This is a genomic window from Marinomonas transparens, assembly GCF_016463975.1.
GTDB classification, from domain to species: Bacteria; Pseudomonadota; Gammaproteobacteria; order Pseudomonadales; family Marinomonadaceae; genus Marinomonas; species Marinomonas transparens.
Genome location: NZ_JAEMNX010000026.1, coordinates 1 through 17,153, shown reverse-complemented (window position 1 = coordinate 17,153; position 17,153 = coordinate 1). Strand labels below are relative to the sequence as shown.

Annotated in this window: 15 protein-coding genes and 4 tRNA genes; 3 read left to right on the top strand and 16 right to left on the bottom strand. The window is 43.9% G+C overall.

The features are described from left to right. Positions 1-37: 37 nt before the first annotated feature. The 16 genes from rpoB to I8J31_RS17645 form a co-directional block, all read right to left on the bottom strand. Positions 38-4,138 carry a DNA-directed RNA polymerase subunit beta gene (rpoB, locus tag I8J31_RS17720; RefSeq protein ID WP_199469923.1) on the bottom strand — a complete coding sequence of 1,367 codons (4,101 nt, stop codon included), beginning with the start codon at positions 4,136-4,138 and terminating at the stop codon, positions 38-40. Between the two features lie 188 nt (positions 4,139-4,326). Continuing rightward, entirely contained in the window at positions 4,327-4,698 is a 372-nt protein-coding gene (gene rplL / locus I8J31_RS17715) for a 50S ribosomal protein L7/L12 (protein ID WP_199469922.1), read from the bottom strand. Between the two features lie 81 nt (positions 4,699-4,779). After that, positions 4,780-5,280, bottom strand: coding sequence for a 50S ribosomal protein L10 (rplJ, locus tag I8J31_RS17710; RefSeq protein WP_199469921.1), 501 nt, complete (start codon positions 5,278-5,280; stop codon positions 4,780-4,782). 231 nt (positions 5,281-5,511) lie between these two features. Next, complete coding sequence (gene rplA / locus I8J31_RS17705) at positions 5,512-6,213, bottom strand: 50S ribosomal protein L1 (protein ID WP_199469920.1); 702 nt, start codon at positions 6,211-6,213, stop codon at positions 5,512-5,514. After that, positions 6,213-6,647: a 50S ribosomal protein L11 gene (gene rplK, locus I8J31_RS17700; RefSeq protein ID WP_199469919.1), complete on the bottom strand. Its 435-nt coding sequence runs from the start codon at positions 6,645-6,647 to the stop codon at positions 6,213-6,215. The genes rplA and rplK overlap by 1 nt, the downstream gene beginning before the upstream one ends. A gap of 50 nt (positions 6,648-6,697) precedes the next feature. Next, entirely contained in the window at positions 6,698-7,231 is a 534-nt protein-coding gene (nusG, locus tag I8J31_RS17695) for a transcription termination/antitermination protein NusG (protein ID WP_199469918.1), read from the bottom strand. A gap of 9 nt (positions 7,232-7,240) precedes the next feature. Next, entirely contained in the window at positions 7,241-7,609 is a 369-nt protein-coding gene (gene secE, locus I8J31_RS17690; RefSeq protein ID WP_199469917.1) for a preprotein translocase subunit SecE, read from the bottom strand. A 40-nt stretch (positions 7,610-7,649) separates the two neighbouring features. Then, positions 7,650-7,725, bottom strand: a tRNA-Trp gene (locus tag I8J31_RS17685). Positions 7,726-7,841: 116 nt separating this feature from the next. Next, a tRNA-Thr gene (locus I8J31_RS17680) sits at positions 7,842-7,917 on the bottom strand. A gap of 2 nt (positions 7,918-7,919) precedes the next feature. Continuing rightward, positions 7,920-7,994, bottom strand: a tRNA-Gly gene (locus I8J31_RS17675). Between the two features lie 3 nt (positions 7,995-7,997). After that, a tRNA-Tyr gene (locus I8J31_RS17670) sits at positions 7,998-8,081 on the bottom strand. 74 nt (positions 8,082-8,155) lie between these two features. Further along, positions 8,156-8,866: an SPOR domain-containing protein gene (locus I8J31_RS17665; protein WP_199469916.1), complete on the bottom strand. Its 711-nt coding sequence runs from the start codon at positions 8,864-8,866 to the stop codon at positions 8,156-8,158. Further along, the gene (locus I8J31_RS17660; RefSeq protein WP_199469915.1) at positions 8,863-9,597 is read right to left on the bottom strand and encodes a type III pantothenate kinase; all 735 of its coding nucleotides are present in this window, start codon (positions 9,595-9,597) and stop codon (positions 8,863-8,865) included. Before I8J31_RS17660 ends, I8J31_RS17665 begins: the two co-directional genes overlap by 4 nt. After that, positions 9,581-10,534, bottom strand: coding sequence for a biotin--[acetyl-CoA-carboxylase] ligase (locus tag I8J31_RS17655; protein WP_199469914.1), 954 nt, complete (start codon positions 10,532-10,534; stop codon positions 9,581-9,583). The genes I8J31_RS17660 and I8J31_RS17655 overlap by 17 nt, the downstream gene beginning before the upstream one ends. Positions 10,535-10,564: 30 nt before the next feature. Beyond that, on the bottom strand, positions 10,565-11,449 hold the full coding sequence (locus tag I8J31_RS17650; RefSeq protein WP_199469913.1) for a phytanoyl-CoA dioxygenase family protein: 885 nt from the start codon (positions 11,447-11,449) through the stop codon (positions 10,565-10,567). A 22-nt stretch (positions 11,450-11,471) separates the two neighbouring features. Continuing rightward, positions 11,472-12,656 carry an alpha/beta hydrolase gene (locus I8J31_RS17645; protein WP_199469912.1) on the bottom strand — a complete coding sequence of 395 codons (1,185 nt, stop codon included), beginning with the start codon at positions 12,654-12,656 and terminating at the stop codon, positions 11,472-11,474. On the opposite strand from I8J31_RS17645, the gene I8J31_RS17640 reads away from it, so the two are divergent. The 3 genes from I8J31_RS17640 (at position 12,655) to I8J31_RS17630 (ending at position 17,026) form a co-directional block, all read left to right on the top strand. Further along, positions 12,655-13,194 carry a GNAT family N-acetyltransferase gene (locus tag I8J31_RS17640; protein WP_325101223.1) on the top strand — a complete coding sequence of 180 codons (540 nt, stop codon included), beginning with the start codon at positions 12,655-12,657 and terminating at the stop codon, positions 13,192-13,194. The two genes, I8J31_RS17645 and I8J31_RS17640, sit on opposite strands and share 2 nt — an antisense overlap. Positions 13,195-13,320: 126 nt before the next feature. Then, the gene (locus tag I8J31_RS17635; RefSeq protein WP_199469910.1) at positions 13,321-14,691 is read left to right on the top strand and encodes a GH1 family beta-glucosidase; all 1,371 of its coding nucleotides are present in this window, start codon (positions 13,321-13,323) and stop codon (positions 14,689-14,691) included. A 139-nt stretch (positions 14,692-14,830) separates the two neighbouring features. Further along, positions 14,831-17,026, top strand: coding sequence for a sensor domain-containing protein (locus I8J31_RS17630; RefSeq protein WP_199469909.1), 2,196 nt, complete (start codon positions 14,831-14,833; stop codon positions 17,024-17,026). The last annotated feature ends 127 nt before the right edge of the window (positions 17,027-17,153 follow it).

Genomic DNA, 17,153 nt, shown 5'->3' with positions numbered 1-17,153 from the left:
GAGTCTAGCTCCCCAGCAGATCAAATGTGATTCGTGCTTATTCAGCTTCCAGCTCGATATCGATACCAAGAGAGCGAATCTCTTTCACCAATACGTTGAAGGACTCAGGCATACCAGGTTCCATGCGATGATCGCCGTCAACGATGTTTTTATACATCTTAGTACGGCCATTCACATCATCGGACTTCACTGTCAGCATTTCTTGTAGAGTGTAAGCAGCACCGTATGCTTCTAGTGCCCACACTTCCATCTCACCGAAACGCTGACCACCAAACTGAGCTTTACCACCCAACGGCTGCTGAGTAACCAAACTATAAGAACCGGTAGAACGCGCATGCATTTTGTCGTCAACCAAATGGTTCAACTTAAGCATGTACATGTAACCAACGGTGACAGGACGCTCAAAAGAATCACCTGTACGGCCGTTGAACAACTTAACCTGACCGCTTTCGTTGATTCCCGCTAAGCGCAACATGCGTTTGATCTCAGACTCTTTTGCACCATCAAAGGCACCAGACGCCATTGGAACACCACCTTTTAGATTGGCAGCCAAGGTCAATATTTCTTCGTCTGTAAAGCTATCTAGATCTTCAGTACGCGCACATTGCAAATCGCCTTCATAGCCATTGTAGATTTCATCCAAGAAACTACGTAGCTCAGCAACCGCTTCCGCTTTTTCACGTTCTACAGCTAGCATCTCATTGATCTTACGGCCCAAGCCTTTAGAGGCAGCACCTAAGTGAGTTTCTAGCACCTGACCTACGTTCATTCGTGACGGAACACCTAGAGGGTTCAGCACGATATCAACAGGGTCACCATTCTCATCGTAAGGCATGTCTTCAACAGGCATGATCTTAGAGATAACACCCTTGTTACCATGACGACCGGCCATTTTATCACCAGGCTGAATACGACGTTTAATAGCCACATAAACCTTAACAATTTTCAACACACCAGGTGCTAGATCATCGCCAGTTTGCAGTTTACGTTTCTTATCTTCAAACTTCGCATCAAGCTCCTTGCGGCGCTCGATCAGAGCAATCTGAGCTTTTTCAAGCTGTTCAGTCGCTTCTTCATTGGCAACACGAATTTTAAACCACTCAGGGTGATCTAAGTTCGCCAGGTATTCTTCATTGATAATCGCATTACGTGCCAACCCTGGACCACCTTCCGCTTGCTGACCAACCAAGGTTTCAGCTAAACGCTCAAACGTGGCCTTCTCAACAATACGGAATTCTTCATTCAAGTCTTTACGAACTTGATCAAGCTGCGACTTCTCAATGAACTTCGCACGTTCATCTTTTTCGATACCATCACGAGTGAAAACCTGTACATCGATAACTGTACCGCGAGTACCTGTCTTAACACGCTGAGACGTGTCTTTCACGTCAGACGCTTTCTCACCAAAGATAGCTCGCAAAAGCTTCTCTTCAGGCGTCAGTTGCGTTTCACCTTTAGGCGTCACTTTACCGACAAGAATATCGCCAGGCTCAACTTCTGCACCAATATAAACGATACCGGATTGATCAAGCTTAGAAAGCGCACCTTCACCCACATTCGGGATGTCAGAGGTAATTTCTTCTGGCCCAAGCTTAGTATCACGAGCCACACAAGTTAATTCTTGAATATGGATCGACGTGAAACGGTCTTCTTCTACCACTCGTTCAGAAACAAGAATCGAGTCTTCGAAGTTGAAACCATTCCAAGGCATAAAGGCAATACGCATGTTTTGACCAAGCGCCAAATCACCCATATCAACAGAAGGGCCATCAGCCATAATATCGCCAACAGCAACCTGCTCGCCCTTCAACACCAAAGTACGCTGATTGATACAGGTATTTTGGTTAGAACGCACATACTTAGTTAGGTTGTAGATATCTACACCCGCTTCACCAGCCACTGTTTCTTCGGAATTAACACGAACAACAATACGGCTTGCATCAACAGACTCGATCACACCACCGCGATTAGCGACGATACAAACACCTGAGTCTTTCGCGACATTTTTCTCCATACCCGTACCAACAACAGGCTTATCCGCCTTAAGCGTTGGTACAGCTTGGCGCTGCATGTTTGATCCCATCAAGGCACGGTTAGCATCATCATGCTCTAGGAACGGAATCAAAGATGCCGCAACCGAAACAACCTGACGCGGTGAAACGTCCATCAAATTTACTTTTTCTTTTGGAATCAAAGTGGTTTCGTGCATATGACGCACCTGAACCAACTCATCAACCAAACGCCCTTCACTATCAACATTTGCTGATGCTTGAGCAATAACATATTTTGCTTCGTCAATCGCCGAAATATAAACCGTATCGTCAGTCATCTTGCCATCAACAATTTTACGATAAGGCGTTTCTAAGAAGCCGTAGCTATTAGTACGCGCGTAAGTTGATAGCGAGTTAATCAAACCGATGTTTGGACCTTCTGGCGTTTCGATAGGACAAACACGACCATAGTGAGTAGCATGCACGTCACGCACTTCAAAACCAGCACGTTCACGTGTTAAACCACCAGGCCCTAACGCCGAAACACGACGTTTGTGTGTCACTTCAGAAAGCGGGTTGTTCTGATCCATAAACTGAGATAGCTGGCTAGAGCCAAAAAATTCTTTGATTGCCGCAGCCACAGGCTTAGCATTCAATAAATCTTGAGGCATTAGGCCATCCGCTTCTGCCATAGAAAGGCGCTCTTTAACAGCACGCTCAACACGCACCAAACCAACACGAAATTGGTTTTCAGCCATTTCACCAACAGAGCGAACTCGACGGTTACCAAGATGGTCAATATCATCAACCATGCCGTTACCATTACGAATGCCCAGCAAGGTCTTAAGAACAGCAACGATATCATCATTATCCAGAATACCTGGACCAGTATCTTCATCACGACCCAAACGACGGTTGAATTTCATTCGACCAACGTTAGATAAATCATAACGATCTTCAGAGAAGAACAAACCTTGGAACAAACCTTCAGCCGACTCTTTAGTTGGCGGCTCACCAGGACGCATCATACGGTAGATTTCTACCAATGCTTCTAACTGGTTGTTAGTAGGGTCGATGCGTAGCGTGTCAGAGATGAAAGGACCATTATCCAAATCATTCGTATAAAGCGTGTCAACTTCAGCAATACCAGATGAAACTAACGCCTCTAGTAAGTCAACAGAAAGTTCTGTATTCGCTTCTGCAATCAACTCACCCGTTGCAGGGTGAACCAGATTTTTCGCCGTCACTTTACCAAGCATATATTCCAGCGGAACAGATAAGCGTTTAAGACCCGCCTTCTCCATAACACGAATGTGCTTAGCTGTAATACGACGACCTTCTTCAACAATCAATTCGCCATTCGCATCAGCAATATCAAACAATGCGGTTTCACCACGAAGGCGATTGGCAACTAGATCCATCTCAAACCCATCACGCTTCAAATAGAAACGCGTTGAATCAAAGAAAGTATCTAGAATTTGTTCTGTTCCGTAACCCAAAGCACGCAACAATATTGTTGCAGGTAGCTTACGGCGACGGTCAATACGAACGAATACGCAATCTTTTGGATCAAACTCGAAATCCAACCAAGAACCGCGATAAGGAATAATACGAGCAGAATGAAGTAATTTACCTGAAGAGTGCGTTTTACCACGGTCGTGATCAAAAAACACACCAGGCGAACGGTGTAATTGAGACACGATCACGCGCTCAGTTCCGTTAATTACAAAGGTACCGTTTTCAGTCATGAGTGGGATTTCACCCATGTAGACTTCTTGCTCGCGGATGTCTTTGATGGCTTTGTTTGACGACTCTTTATCATAAATGATAAGTCGTACACGAACACGCAAAGGTGCCGCGTAGGTTACACCACGCAACTGACACTCTTTAACATCAAATACTGGCTTACCTAAACGGTAATCGACGTATTCTAGTGCCGCACTACCTGAAAAACTGACCATTGGAAAGACAGATTTAAAGGCCCCATGCAGCCCCAATTCCCCACGCTCTGCCAGAGTCTTACCTTCTTGCAGAAAATTACGGTAGGATTCAAGCTGAATTGCCAGCAAGTATGGCACATCCAAAACGGGCGGCAGTTTACCGAAATCCTTACGGATACGTTTTTTCTCAGTATATGAGTAAGCCATCAGCATTCCCCAGCTTGTGCACATTGACGCAAAAGGCCCAAATCAGGCCTTACCATATATGGGAGTATAATCTCCCATTTAAAAATTCTTTGAGACTTTATTTGAGTTTTAGAAACCCAAAAAGGCCGGTGACAATAATGTCACCAGCCATTTCGACTATTGGTCGAAATCTGGAAATACAAGTATCATTACTTGATTTCGACAGATGCACCAGCTTCTTCAAGAGCAGCTTTAAGTGCGTCAGCGTCTTCTTTAGAAACGCCTTCTTTAACAGCAGCAGGAGCGCCATCAACAACGGCTTTAGCTTCTTTCAAGCCGAGGCCAGTTGCAGCACGAACTGCTTTGATTACGTTAACTTTCTTGTCGCCAACAGCAGTAAGCATTACGTCAAACTCAGTTTGAGCTTCAGCAGCACCGCCAGCATCAGCCGCTGGGCCAGCTGCCGCAGCAACAGCCGCAGTTACGCCAAATTTTTCTTCCATTGCTGAAATTAATTCAACAACGTCCATTACAGACATTTCTGCTACTGCATTGATGATATCTTCTTTAGATAGAGCCATGACTCAGATTCCTAGCATTCTTTTCAAATCACCCGAAGGCGATAAAATAAAATTTTGTATCAAGAGGGGCAAGTAAATAAACTACGCCGCTTCTTGCTCTTTATGATCGCGAATCGCTGCAAGCGTACGTGCAAGTTTGCTTGTCGCACCCTGCATGACACTCATCAACTTCGCAATAGCTTCATCGTATGTAGGCAGTGTTGCCAAACGATCAATGTCGCCAGCTGGGATCAACTCACCGTTGAACGCCAATGCTTTTACTTCAAACTTGTCATTTTGCTTCGCAAAAGACTTTAACAAACGAGCAGCCGCACCGGGATGTTCGTTAGAAAAAGCAATTAGCGTAGGGCCAACAAAGCTCTCTTGTAAGCATTCGAAGTCAGTGCCTTCCACTGCACGGCGAGCCAATGTATTACGTACTACTCGTACATAAACACCCGCTTCACGCGCTTCTTTACGAAGTGCAGTCATGCTGCCCACGGTAACACCGCGAGAATCAGCAACTACTGCAGACAACGCAGTTTTAGCAGCACCGCTAACTTCGGCGACAATGGCTTTTTTGTCTTCTAGACCTAATGCCACTGGTTTTCTCCTGGATTAGCAGGGAATAAAATTCCCCTATTTTTTACCAACTCTCCGATTTCTCGAAGTACTTGCTGGTGAGTTAGATCCAGTCAATCTGAATCGGGCCACACCATCTGCGCAGGACAAGCATTTTTCAATACTAGATTAAACCCCTAGGGTTCCTACGGTCTTTGACGGCCTACACACCAAACAAATGATGGCAGACCCCAAAGCGCATGATTTAGAAGCTTACTTAGTTGAACTAAGCGCGCCTAAATCAATTTGTAGACCAGGTCCCATTGTAGAAGACAAGGTCACTTTTTTCAGGTAGACACCTTTTGAAGAAGCAGGTTTAGCACGACGTAAGTCAGCTAAAAGCGCCTCCAAGTTGCCTTTGATAGATTCTGCAGCGAATTCAATAGAACCAACAGCCGCATGAATAATACCGTTTTTATCTGTACGGTAACGAGCTTGACCTGCTTTTGCATTCTTAACTGCAGTTGCAACATCAGGCGTTACTGTGCCAACTTTAGGGTTAGGCATTAGACCGCGTGGGCCTAAGATCTGACCAAGTTGACCAACAATACGCATCGCGTCTGGAGAAGCAATAACCACATCAAAGTCTAGGTCGCCAGCTTTAACTTTCTCAGCTAAATCTTCAAACCCAACAACGTCTGCACCTGCTTCTTTCGCCGCTTCAGCGTTCGCACCTTGCGCAAACACAGCAACGCGAACATCTTTACCTGCACCATGAGGCAAGACAGTTGAACCACGAACAGCCTGATCAGATTTACGCGGATCAACACCTAGGTTCACAGACACATCAACAGACTCTTTAAACTTAACAGTAGAAAGCTCAGACAAAAGAGCAACAGCCTCTTCTACAGAGTATTGCTTTGCCACATCTACTTTTTCTGCGATCAAACGAGCGCGTTTAGTTAGCTTAGCCATTAGTTCACACCCTCACAATCTAGGCCCATAGCGCGTGCACTACCAGCAATAGTACGAACCGCTGCATCCATATCAGAAGCAGTCAAATCCGCCTGTTTAGCCGCAACAATCTCTTCAAGTTGAGCACGAGTAACCGTACCTACTTTTTGAGTATTTGGACGTGGGGAACCACTCTTCAAACCAGCAGCCTTCTTAAGAAGCACTGAAGCAGGAGTAGATTTGGTTTCGAATGTGAAGCTACGATCACTGTATACAGTGATAATAACTGGCGTAGGAAGACCTGGCTCAACACCCTGTGTTTTGGCATTAAACGCTTTACAGAATTCCATGATATTCACACCGTGCTGACCCAATGCTGGACCAACTGGTGGACTTGGGTTCGCTTGACCCGCTTTAACTTGAAGCTTGATATAAGCTTGGACTTTCTTAGCCATTTTTTTAACTCCAGATGGGTCACCGCCCGAAGGCTACCCGTTCAACAAAATCAGGCTTTTTCAACCTGACCAAAATCCAAATCAACCGGTGTCGAGCGCCCAAATATAAGCACCGCCACCTTGATTCGGCTTTTATCATAATCAACTTCTTCTACAACACCATTAAAGTCAGCAAACGGCCCTTCATTAACACGAACCACCTCACCCACTTCAAACAGAGTCTTAGGACGAGGTTTATCAACACCGTCATTAACACGCTGCAAAATAGCATCCGCTTCACGACTAGTAATCGGCGACGGCTTATCTGCCGTACCACCAATAAAGCCCAATACGCGAGACGTACCTTTAACCAAATGCCAAGAGGCGTCATTCATATCCATCTGAACCAAAACATAACCTGGATAGAACTTTCTCTCACTCCTGCGCTTTTTACCATCTCGAATTTCGACAACTTCTTCTGTCGGAACCAAGATCTCACCAAAATTCTCTTCTTGCCCCATAACCTGCACTCGCTCAAGAAGCGAGCGCATTACGTGCTTTTCGTACCCTGAGTACGCCTGTACTACATACCATCGTTTGGTCACGAACAACTCCTAACTTATTACCGAGGAAACGATCCAACCAAGAAACGAATCCACTCCCCACAGCACAAGAGACATAAAAACAACAACCGCCAAAACAATCAAAGTTGTCTGGATCGTTTCCTGCCTTGTTGGCCATACAACCCTACGAATTTCAGTTTTCGCTTCTTTAGCTAATGTAAAGAACGCTCTACCCTTCGCAGTCTGTAACGCAACAAAACAAGCAACACCAGCTAACACCAAGATTGCTATTAAGCGATACAATAGTGACTCAGCAGAATAAAAGTTATTGCCAATTACGCCTACCGCAACCAACAGAATAACAATCGCCCACTTAAAAACATCTCCACGAGACGCTTGAGCTTCAGCATTCGAACTCATACTTTAGGTGATCCCTAACTAAAAAATAGGATACGAAATTTGGCAGGCCAGGAGGGACTCGAACCCCCAACAGCCGGTTTTGGAAACCGGTGCTCTACCAATTGAACTACTGGCCTACAGTCGTATGGGCGGAGGATAATACCCAAAACAGCTAAATTTAGCAAGGGTATTTGCCCAAAAAACAGACAATAAAAAAGGCGGAAAAACCACCCATCTTTTGCATTGATAATACTGGAGCTCATGAGCAGATTTGAACTGCCGACCTCACCCTTACCAAGGGTGTGCTCTACCAACTGAGCTACATGAGCATTGGAGCGGGTAGCGGGAATCGAACCCGCCTCTTCAGCTTGGAAGGCTGAGGTAATAGCCACTATACCATACCCGCAATTGGTGGAGGGAGGTGGATTCGAACCACCGAAACTTTCGTGGCAGATTTACAATCTGCTCCCTTTGGCCACTCGGGAACCCCTCCACGTACTCAGTGCTATAACGCGACACCCCAAAAGGTGGGAGCCATTATATTTATCGAGTCTGTAATTGCAAGCGCTAGCAGGGATTTTTTTCCAACTTTATCATCATCTTGGTCAGATCTAGCCTCGCCATGAAGCGCTCCCAATCTTCCAGCTCAATAGGCTGCCCAATATCAATCTGTTGAAGTGACACATTACGCATATGTTCATACACATTCACGTCATGACCAGACAGCTTCTTTATCCCCAAACGAGATTGCTCTGCACGTGTTTCTGATGAATATAAGCCTAGAGAAATTCTATTTTTCATTTCACCACGATTGATAACAAAACTATCAATCGATTTAGCCGCCAACTCTTTAACTATATCCTTAGCTATTTCAGGTGTTTCCGGTGCATTAATATAAAGCCAAAACTTGGGCCTTTTACCCGTCACTTCCTTCTCCTGATAAGGCCAAGCAAACTCTTTCAATACCTGAACGATAATTTTTTTGTCACTTTGCCTTTCCGTTTCAATACGAGGACAGAATAACTCAACCGAACTTTCATCCGCATTCACCTGATCTACCACTTTACTAAGTGCTGCCTCTAAACTTTCATTTGATACAACCTCTGCATTGTAATCTTGCTCACTCACTGCAGGCTCTTCAGACAATAGGTGAATCGTCTCACTAACAGGCGGTGCATACACAGACTCTTTATCAGCATTAGGAGAATCTTGATTAAAACTATGCCAGCTCAAAAAAGCCGCATTCAATAACACCACGAAAAGAAACAACCACTTCATTTATCGCCTCTTACCTGTTCATCACCCACTAATTTAGCCCCTAGCGCTATCAAATTGGGTTGAAGCTCTAAAGACACACCAAGCAAACCCAAAAGCGCTTGTGCATCACCACCTGTCACTACCCATCGATAATCTTGATAGCATTGATAAATTCGCTCTAGAAAACCCAAAGCCATTTCGTGACAACCTTCCGTCACCGCTCTAGCCGTTGAATTAGGCAAGCCTTCTCCTTTTACCACTTCATGAGCATCATAACGTATGCGACCTGTTTTAGAGAGCAACACCTCTTCCATCATAGCCAACCCAGGCACTATATAGCCACCAAGGTGGTCACCTTCTTTATTAACTAGATCCACCTTAATTGCCGTTCCTGCATCAATTACCACCACATCACCAGTAACAACATGATGAGCCGCCACCACCCCAAGCCACCGATCGACCCCTAGTCTTGCGGGCTCAAAATAAGCATTTTTCACACCACAGGCATAGGACTGGCTAGTTATCACCAGCACCCGACTTTTAGGGAATTCAGCTTGAATACTTGCCTGTAATAACTCAGTCAAAGCGTGGGAGCGTACACTTGCGATATAGATATTTTGCGGGTCAAAATCCGTTCCACTGGGCAACTCATCCCCGCGCCTCATCCATAATACGTCATCATCCTGAAACGCTGTAAACTTAATACTGGTATTACCTGCATCAACAACCAGTACATTAGCCACGTCGGACACTCACCTCTCCTCCATGCAAAGCGACAACTTGCCCATCGGTTTCCACTAATAAAGCCCCTTTTTCATCAATCCCTCTGGCAACCCCTTGATGTTGCTGACTAATGGAACTCACTGCAACCACCTGATTATATAGCACATCATAAGCCTGCCACTGAGACTGGAAGTGCTTCATTCCATAACCACTTTCAAATCGCTTACACACTTCTACAAGCTCACAAGCCAACTCAGCCAAAATGCCATTACGGCTAGGGCGGTGCTTAAGCTTAGAAAGCAAATCCGTCCAAGGCTGATCAACCTGAGTCATAAAACCAGCATCCATCTCGACATTGATACCAATACCAATAATGACATGACACACGTCTTGATCAGCGACCATTTCCAACAAGATACCACAGACTTTCTCACCGTCTACCTGCACATCATTAGGCCACTTCAAACCGGGATTAGATATACCTTGTTTTTTCAACACTCGAGCAACCGCGACACCAGCCGCCAGACTCAACCCCTCCACCACACTAGGGCCATTATCAAAACGCCATGCAAAAGACATGGTGATATTTTTTGCTACACCAGATTCCCACTGGCGACCACGGCGACCTTTACCTTGCGTCTGACGTTCTACAGAGACCAACACAGGAAGTGGCAACCCATTCGCAATATAAGCTTTAGCATCACTATTGGTCGATTCCGTTTCGAAGGCCAACTTTACCCCCACCTCGTTAGGCAACCCCTTTTCACGCAACACTTCCTCTGACAATAGCTCCAAAGGCACAGGTAAACGATAACCACGCCCTTTAACAGAATGGACGGTGACACCAATCGCTTCTAATTTCTTTAACTTTTTCCAAATCGCGGCTCGGGTTACTCCAAGCGCCAACCCTAACTCTTCACCTGAATGAAATTTACTATCACTCAATAGGGCTAAAATGGCCTGCATTGCTTTACTCCAATTATAGGAAATAGGGTATTAAGCGGTTCGAAAAGGTAAAAAGGCTTTGCCCTGACTTGGCTGCAGCCAATTTTCTTCTGGGTATTCACAAACCTGATCAATAGCATGTATAGCATAGGCATGACGAGATTTATTTGACCTATTGGCATAACTCAAATGCGGAAACTCGCCATTCAATATCACCAAAGAGCCTTTAGGAACCGGCAAAGCGACAAGCTCATCTTGATTCCATTGATGCTCCTTTATTGTCACCATCTTGGTGGTAATAGATCCCGGTGTTTCACGCTCAAAACGCTTTAGCAAACCTTCCCTATGGCCTTTTGGAACCCCCCAGAGACAGCCATTTTCAAGCGTAGCTTCTTCAATCGCAAACCAAAGACCAATAACACTCATCGGTGTAGTGTAGAGAAAAGTGCTGTCTTGATGACAATTCACTTCACCACCAATGCCCGGCTGTTTGAAAATATACATGGACTGTACAGCACAAGGCTTTTTCATCCCCAACTGCTGCAAAAGCGAGTGCCATACACAAGAAAGAGAAAAATCCCTGAACACATCATCCTGGCTATGCAAACCATGCCCTATTTTATTAATAGAAAGTGCTAGGGACTGTTTTAGATTACCAGAAGCATCAAACGCCTCTTCTTCAAAAAAGAAAGACACCTTTTCTGCTGATTCCATAAAATAGCGATCAGCATGTCGAGTTTGCTCATTTGTCGTAAAGATAGAACGCACAGAATCTGGGTCAAAGTCACCCATTAAAAAAGCGACTCTCTCCTTCAATGCGCCACAAACACTTTCCAACACAAGAGACTCTATGACAAGATAGCCCTCTTCATGATACTGACTGATCTGTCGAGCAGTAAGATCAACTGTCTTTAAATCAAGCCCTGCATTTACCATTAACTTACTTCCTTAGCCTAAATTATTGAGCCACAACACCCACATTTTCTTGCATGAAAAAAGTAACCTCCTTCATCAACGAGTTGAAATCAGGATTCCACGACACTCTTGCGGCATGAGGGCTTTTTTCTAACAGCTCATCGGATTTCTCACCAAACCAGTTATCAGGGTCGGTCCGACAAGTCTGGTATAAAGACTCATTGGATAGATACCAGCCACAGATACGATATTCACCTTTTGCACCGTAATAAGGATTATCTGGGCTTCCATGTACCGCCATATGCGACAAGCCAAAGATTTTTTGCTCAGGCCACTCGGAGTTATACACCTTCATACGCCCCGTTTTGCTACTATGATCCCTGCTATAAAGCACCATTTGGCTCTTAGCACCAACAATCGCCTTATTAAATACGACCTCAGTAACAGAGGAGTCTACCGTTTGATCCTCTTCAGATAAGGCAATAAAAATAGGCAGCTCCTTAGGTTTTTTAAGCATCGATTTACGCACTTCTTTTGATAACTTATACACCTCGGCAATAGCTGGGACCGGTATTGATGCATATTTAGCAAAATCATCACTCGGATGATGATCTAACCAATCGATAAATGGCTTAAGTAAAGGAGCAAGCCAGTCGATACTACTGTTCACCTTAAATACCGGAGAAAACAAAACAGCGCCCACGATCTCATCAGAATGCTGCCACGCATATTCTGCTGCTAATGCCCCTCCTGTAGAAAAACCACCGACATAGAGCGCATCAAGTTTTTTACGAAATTGATTTGCTGCATTTTCAAAAGTCACACGCCAATCGTTTCGACTGACTGTTAAAAGATCTTCTGCTCTCGTTCCATGACCTGGCAATAAAATGACCCGCACATGATAACAGGCAAGTTGCAACGCCCGAGCAGGATCTCTCATTGAAAAAGGAGAATCCGACAATCCATGAGAAAGGAGAATGCCAACTTTTGGCTGTCCGGCACAATTCTTTTCATCTGGTAACATCTCAAACGGCATCACTGCAGACAATTCACGCGGCCAATCTTGCTCATTAACCCATTGTTTATTCTCTTTTAAGTAACCCTCGGCCCGAACCATATAATGAGAGAAAGACTCATTCGTTTGATAAACAAAAGACGCATTCTCTTCCGCTGCAAATAGTGGCAATGTAAAAAAACACAAGAACCACAACACCATCTGTTGTCGCATGACTCATTTTCTCCCATATAATGAATACCTTAATCCTACCAAAGTCCTAGCAAGAAGACTCTATGCTATTATCCAAGATCTCATGCAAGGCATATATTTACCTATGAATACCTTCTACCCCAGCGCCGAACTCGTTCCTGCTCTCTGGTTTCCCCTAGTAAAAAAATTTTACCAAGCATATTACCCCAGCGGGAAGCCCAATAAAGCAGACCCAATTTGGGTAATACGAAATAAGGGGAAAGTCCTATGCGCAGTTCGACTTAAACAGTTTTCTAATTGCCAACTGCTTACCGCTATGGTGACAGCACCAGAATATAGAAACAAAGGCCTAGGCTCTCATCTCATCAGCAATATCCACTCACCATTAGAGCAATCAAGCAGCTACTGTTTTGCCTTCACACACTTGGTAGCATTTTATACTCGCAATCATTTTCAAGAAATACCTCCCATAGAATTACCAAAGGAACTTTTCAACCGCTTCTATGCCTACACATCACAAGGAAGAAACCTCACACCAATGCGCTACAAATCATCTTAAAAAACACTTAAACCCACTTAAATCACTAAATACAAGACCTTCTGATTGACCCCTTTTATGCTCCTCCATTACCTTTGTTGCCACTTAACTGTTCAGCCCAAAATAAATCAAAATTTAGAGGACGTCATGTCGATCAAGCTACCATCAAATTCTGAAATGCTCTCACCTGATTTCACCTTCGGCGTCGCCACGGCAGCCTTCCAAATAGAAGGGGCAAATACAGCAGATAATCGACTACCTTGTATCTGGGATACATTTTGCGCCACCCCGAATAAGGTAAAAAATGCCGATAACGGTGCAATCGCTTGCGATCACTACCACCTATGGGAACAAGATGTCGAACTCATCAAAAACCTAGGTGTAGACGCCTATCGCCTATCCATTGCCTGGCCTCGTGTGATGGACGAAAAAGGCGAGCCGAACCAGGCTGGGTTAAACTTCTACCAAAACCTGCTCAAAAAACTCAAAGCTGAAGGTCTAAAAGTCTTTGTTACCCTCTATCACTGGGATTTACCACAACACCTTGAGGATAAGGGCGGCTGGTTAAACCGTGAGACAGCCTATCTATTTAAAGCCTACACAGACTTAGTAACAAAAGAATTAGGGGAGTGGGTAGACAGCTGGGCCACCTTTAACGAACCATTCTGTGCTGCAATTCTTGGCTATGAGCTTGGTATACATGCCCCAGGATTAGCAAAACCGAAATATGGCCGCCAAGCGGCTCATCACATATTGCTTGCTCATGGCTTAGCCTTACCAGTCATTCGAGCAAATACACCGCAGGCAAAAGTGGGTATCGTACTCAATATGAATCAATCTTACGCAGCCAGTGAAAAAACAGAAGACCAGTTCGCCTGCCTAATACGTGAAACATTGGATAATCAATTTTTTATTGAACCGCTCATGAAAGGCCAATATCCTCAAATTCTAAAAGATGTAGCGCCTCAATACTTGCCCACTATTTTACCCGGCGATATGGCAATCATTTCCCAGCCTCTCGATTTTCTAGGTATGAACTACTACACCTGTAATCACAACGCCTATGAGCCACAAAACCTATTCAAAGATGTAAAAAATACCAGTCCTGTTGAATACACAGACATTGGTTGGGAAATCGCTCCCCATGCTTTCGAAGAACTATTAGTAAATCTTCACAAACAATATGAACTCCCCCCCATATACATCACAGAGAATGGCGCAGCTTGTGCAGACGAAATAACTAATGGTGAAATTGATGATAACCAGCGGGTTCGCTACCTCAACAGCCATATTAATGCTGTCAACAATGCTATCGAAGCTGGCGTCGATATTCGTGGCTACTTTGCCTGGAGCTTAATGGACAACTTCGAGTGGGCAGAAGGCTACAGTAAACGATTCGGCTTGACCTATGTCGATTACACTACACAAGAAAGAAGCATTAAACGTAGTGGCTATGCTTATCGTGAATTACTCAACAGCCGAAAGAACCAATTTAGAACTCAAAAGGCCTCTAGCTAGCGGGGTCGTTCTATCAGCACTTACATAACGACACAGGTCAATACTATTTGACATACAACTGAAAACCACTTAATCCTTTATGATAAACAACAGGTAGCAACATAATGTAGTACTTTATACGCGAATAAGGTTAATAGCGATGACAATTCCTTGGGTTACGACTTTTGGCTATCTAGTTGCCTCATTTCTATTAATCATTCTAATAAGAAAACATTTTCAGCTCAGAACAAAAAACCATAACCTGAGTAAACAGCTTGAACTTTTACAGCAGCAGCCCACTCAAATAACGATAGCCTTTGAAGCCTCACCTATTCCTATTTGGATAAAAGACAACGACAGTATCTATCTTTTTTGCAATCAAGCATTCGAACAACTTATTGGTATAAATAGATCTAAAATCATCGGCCATACAGATGAAGAAATTCTGTCCTACAACTCCCAAGCAAAAACCATTATTCCAACTATTACATCAGCGACAAAAACCAGAAAAACAGAACAATGCGTTTTTTTAAAAGACAACAAGACGGCCTATTTTAATGTCCTCACCACTTCCACTTATGATAAAAACAACAACCCTACTGGCTTAATTGGGCATGCACATGCCATAACAGCATTGAAAGAACGTGAAATAAAATTGATTGAAACGGAACTACGTATCAGTGAGGCTCTAAAATTAACTAAGGTAGGCATATGGGAATGGGACATTGCTAAAGATGTCTGGTTTGCCACTCCGTCCTACTTTACTATGCTCGGCTATTCCCCAGTAGAAGGGCTAGCAGACAGAAAAGCTGAGCTTGAAAAGGTTCACCCAGAAGACCGTGAGCTCATCTTAAATACCATTAAAAGCGTACTTAACAACGAAGAGCCTTCGAACTATTACAAATACCAAGCTAGAATCAAGCATATCAATGGTGAATATCGATGGGTGAGTGTACGCTGTATTGTTACCGAGTATAACGAGCAGAATGAGCCCACCCTGCTACTAGGAGTACGTATTGATATTAATGAAATTAAAAAAACATACGAAAAAATGGAATGGCTAGCTCATCACGACTCCATCACCAAACTCCCAAATAAAGCAGCATTGAATAAAACCTTTAATCTAATTGCTCAAACCGACAAAAAGTTGGCACTACTATCTATTGACCTAGACCATTTCAAAAACATCAATAATACGCTAGGCCACAGTATTGGAGACCAACTAGTACTCACAGTCGCCGACCGAATGCGCACCTTAGCCAAAGACGATCACTATGTAGCAAGACAAGGTGATGATGAATTTATTATCTTATTGTCCTCAGAAAACGAAAAAGAACTCAAACTAAAAGCAATTGAAATAAAAGAAGCCTTAGCTGAACGTTATCATATAGACCAACACCAATTCTTTATCACTCCCTCAATCGGAATCAGCCTTTACCCACAAGATAGCAAGAATTTTGATGCGCTTTATAAACAAGCTGACACTGCTAAATATCACGCAAAAAATGTAGGCAGAAACAGCTATGCCTTTTTCACTCAAGAAATGCAGGCAACATCAACCCGTGCTCTTCTCCTAGAAAACGCACTTCACGATGCAATAGCAAGAGACGAATTTACCCTGCATTACCAACCCCAAATATCCCTATCTAGTGGCAAAATTACTGGGGCAGAAGCGTTAATTAGATGGCATAGCAGGAACTTAGGTAATGTCAGCCCCTCCGAATTCATTCCTCTAGCGGAAGACAGTGGGCAAATCTTAGCCATTAGCGAATGGGTATTACGTGAAACTACTCGCCAAATAAAACAATGGATAAACGACGGTTTTACCGCCATCAGAGTCTCAGTAAACCTATCCTACGCACAATTCCAAGTAGATAATTTTCCAGGTCTCGTATCCCAAATACTCGTTGAAAATAACCTACCCCCTCATTACCTAGAGCTTGAGCTTACCGAACGAGTCGCCACAAGAGCCCCAGAAAATACAATCAAGGTATTAGAATCCTTCCAACAACTTGGTATACAAGCTGCTATTGATGACTTTGGAACTGGCTACTCATCTTTAAGCTATCTACAACGCTTTCCCGTACATAAACTCAAAATAGATCAATCATTTGTTCGCAACATGACCACCAATAAAAATGATCATGTCATTGTTGGCACCATCATACTACTTGCTCAACAGTTAGGAATGACCACCATAGCCGAAGGCGTCGAAACCAAAGCCCAACTTGACGCACTAAAAAATATAGGCTGCGACGATATCCAAGGTTACTTCATCAGTCGCCCCATCCCACCAGATGAATTTCAAACCACCTTCCTTAATAAAGAACTCTCTCTTAACTCTAAGAGTAAATAACAACTCCTTTTCAAGTTCCCACATCCCTTTTCTACAGACGAAAAAAAGCCCTGACAGCATAGCTATCAGGGCCTTCTTAATGTAAGGCTTGACGACGACCTACTCTCACATGGGATCTCCCACACTA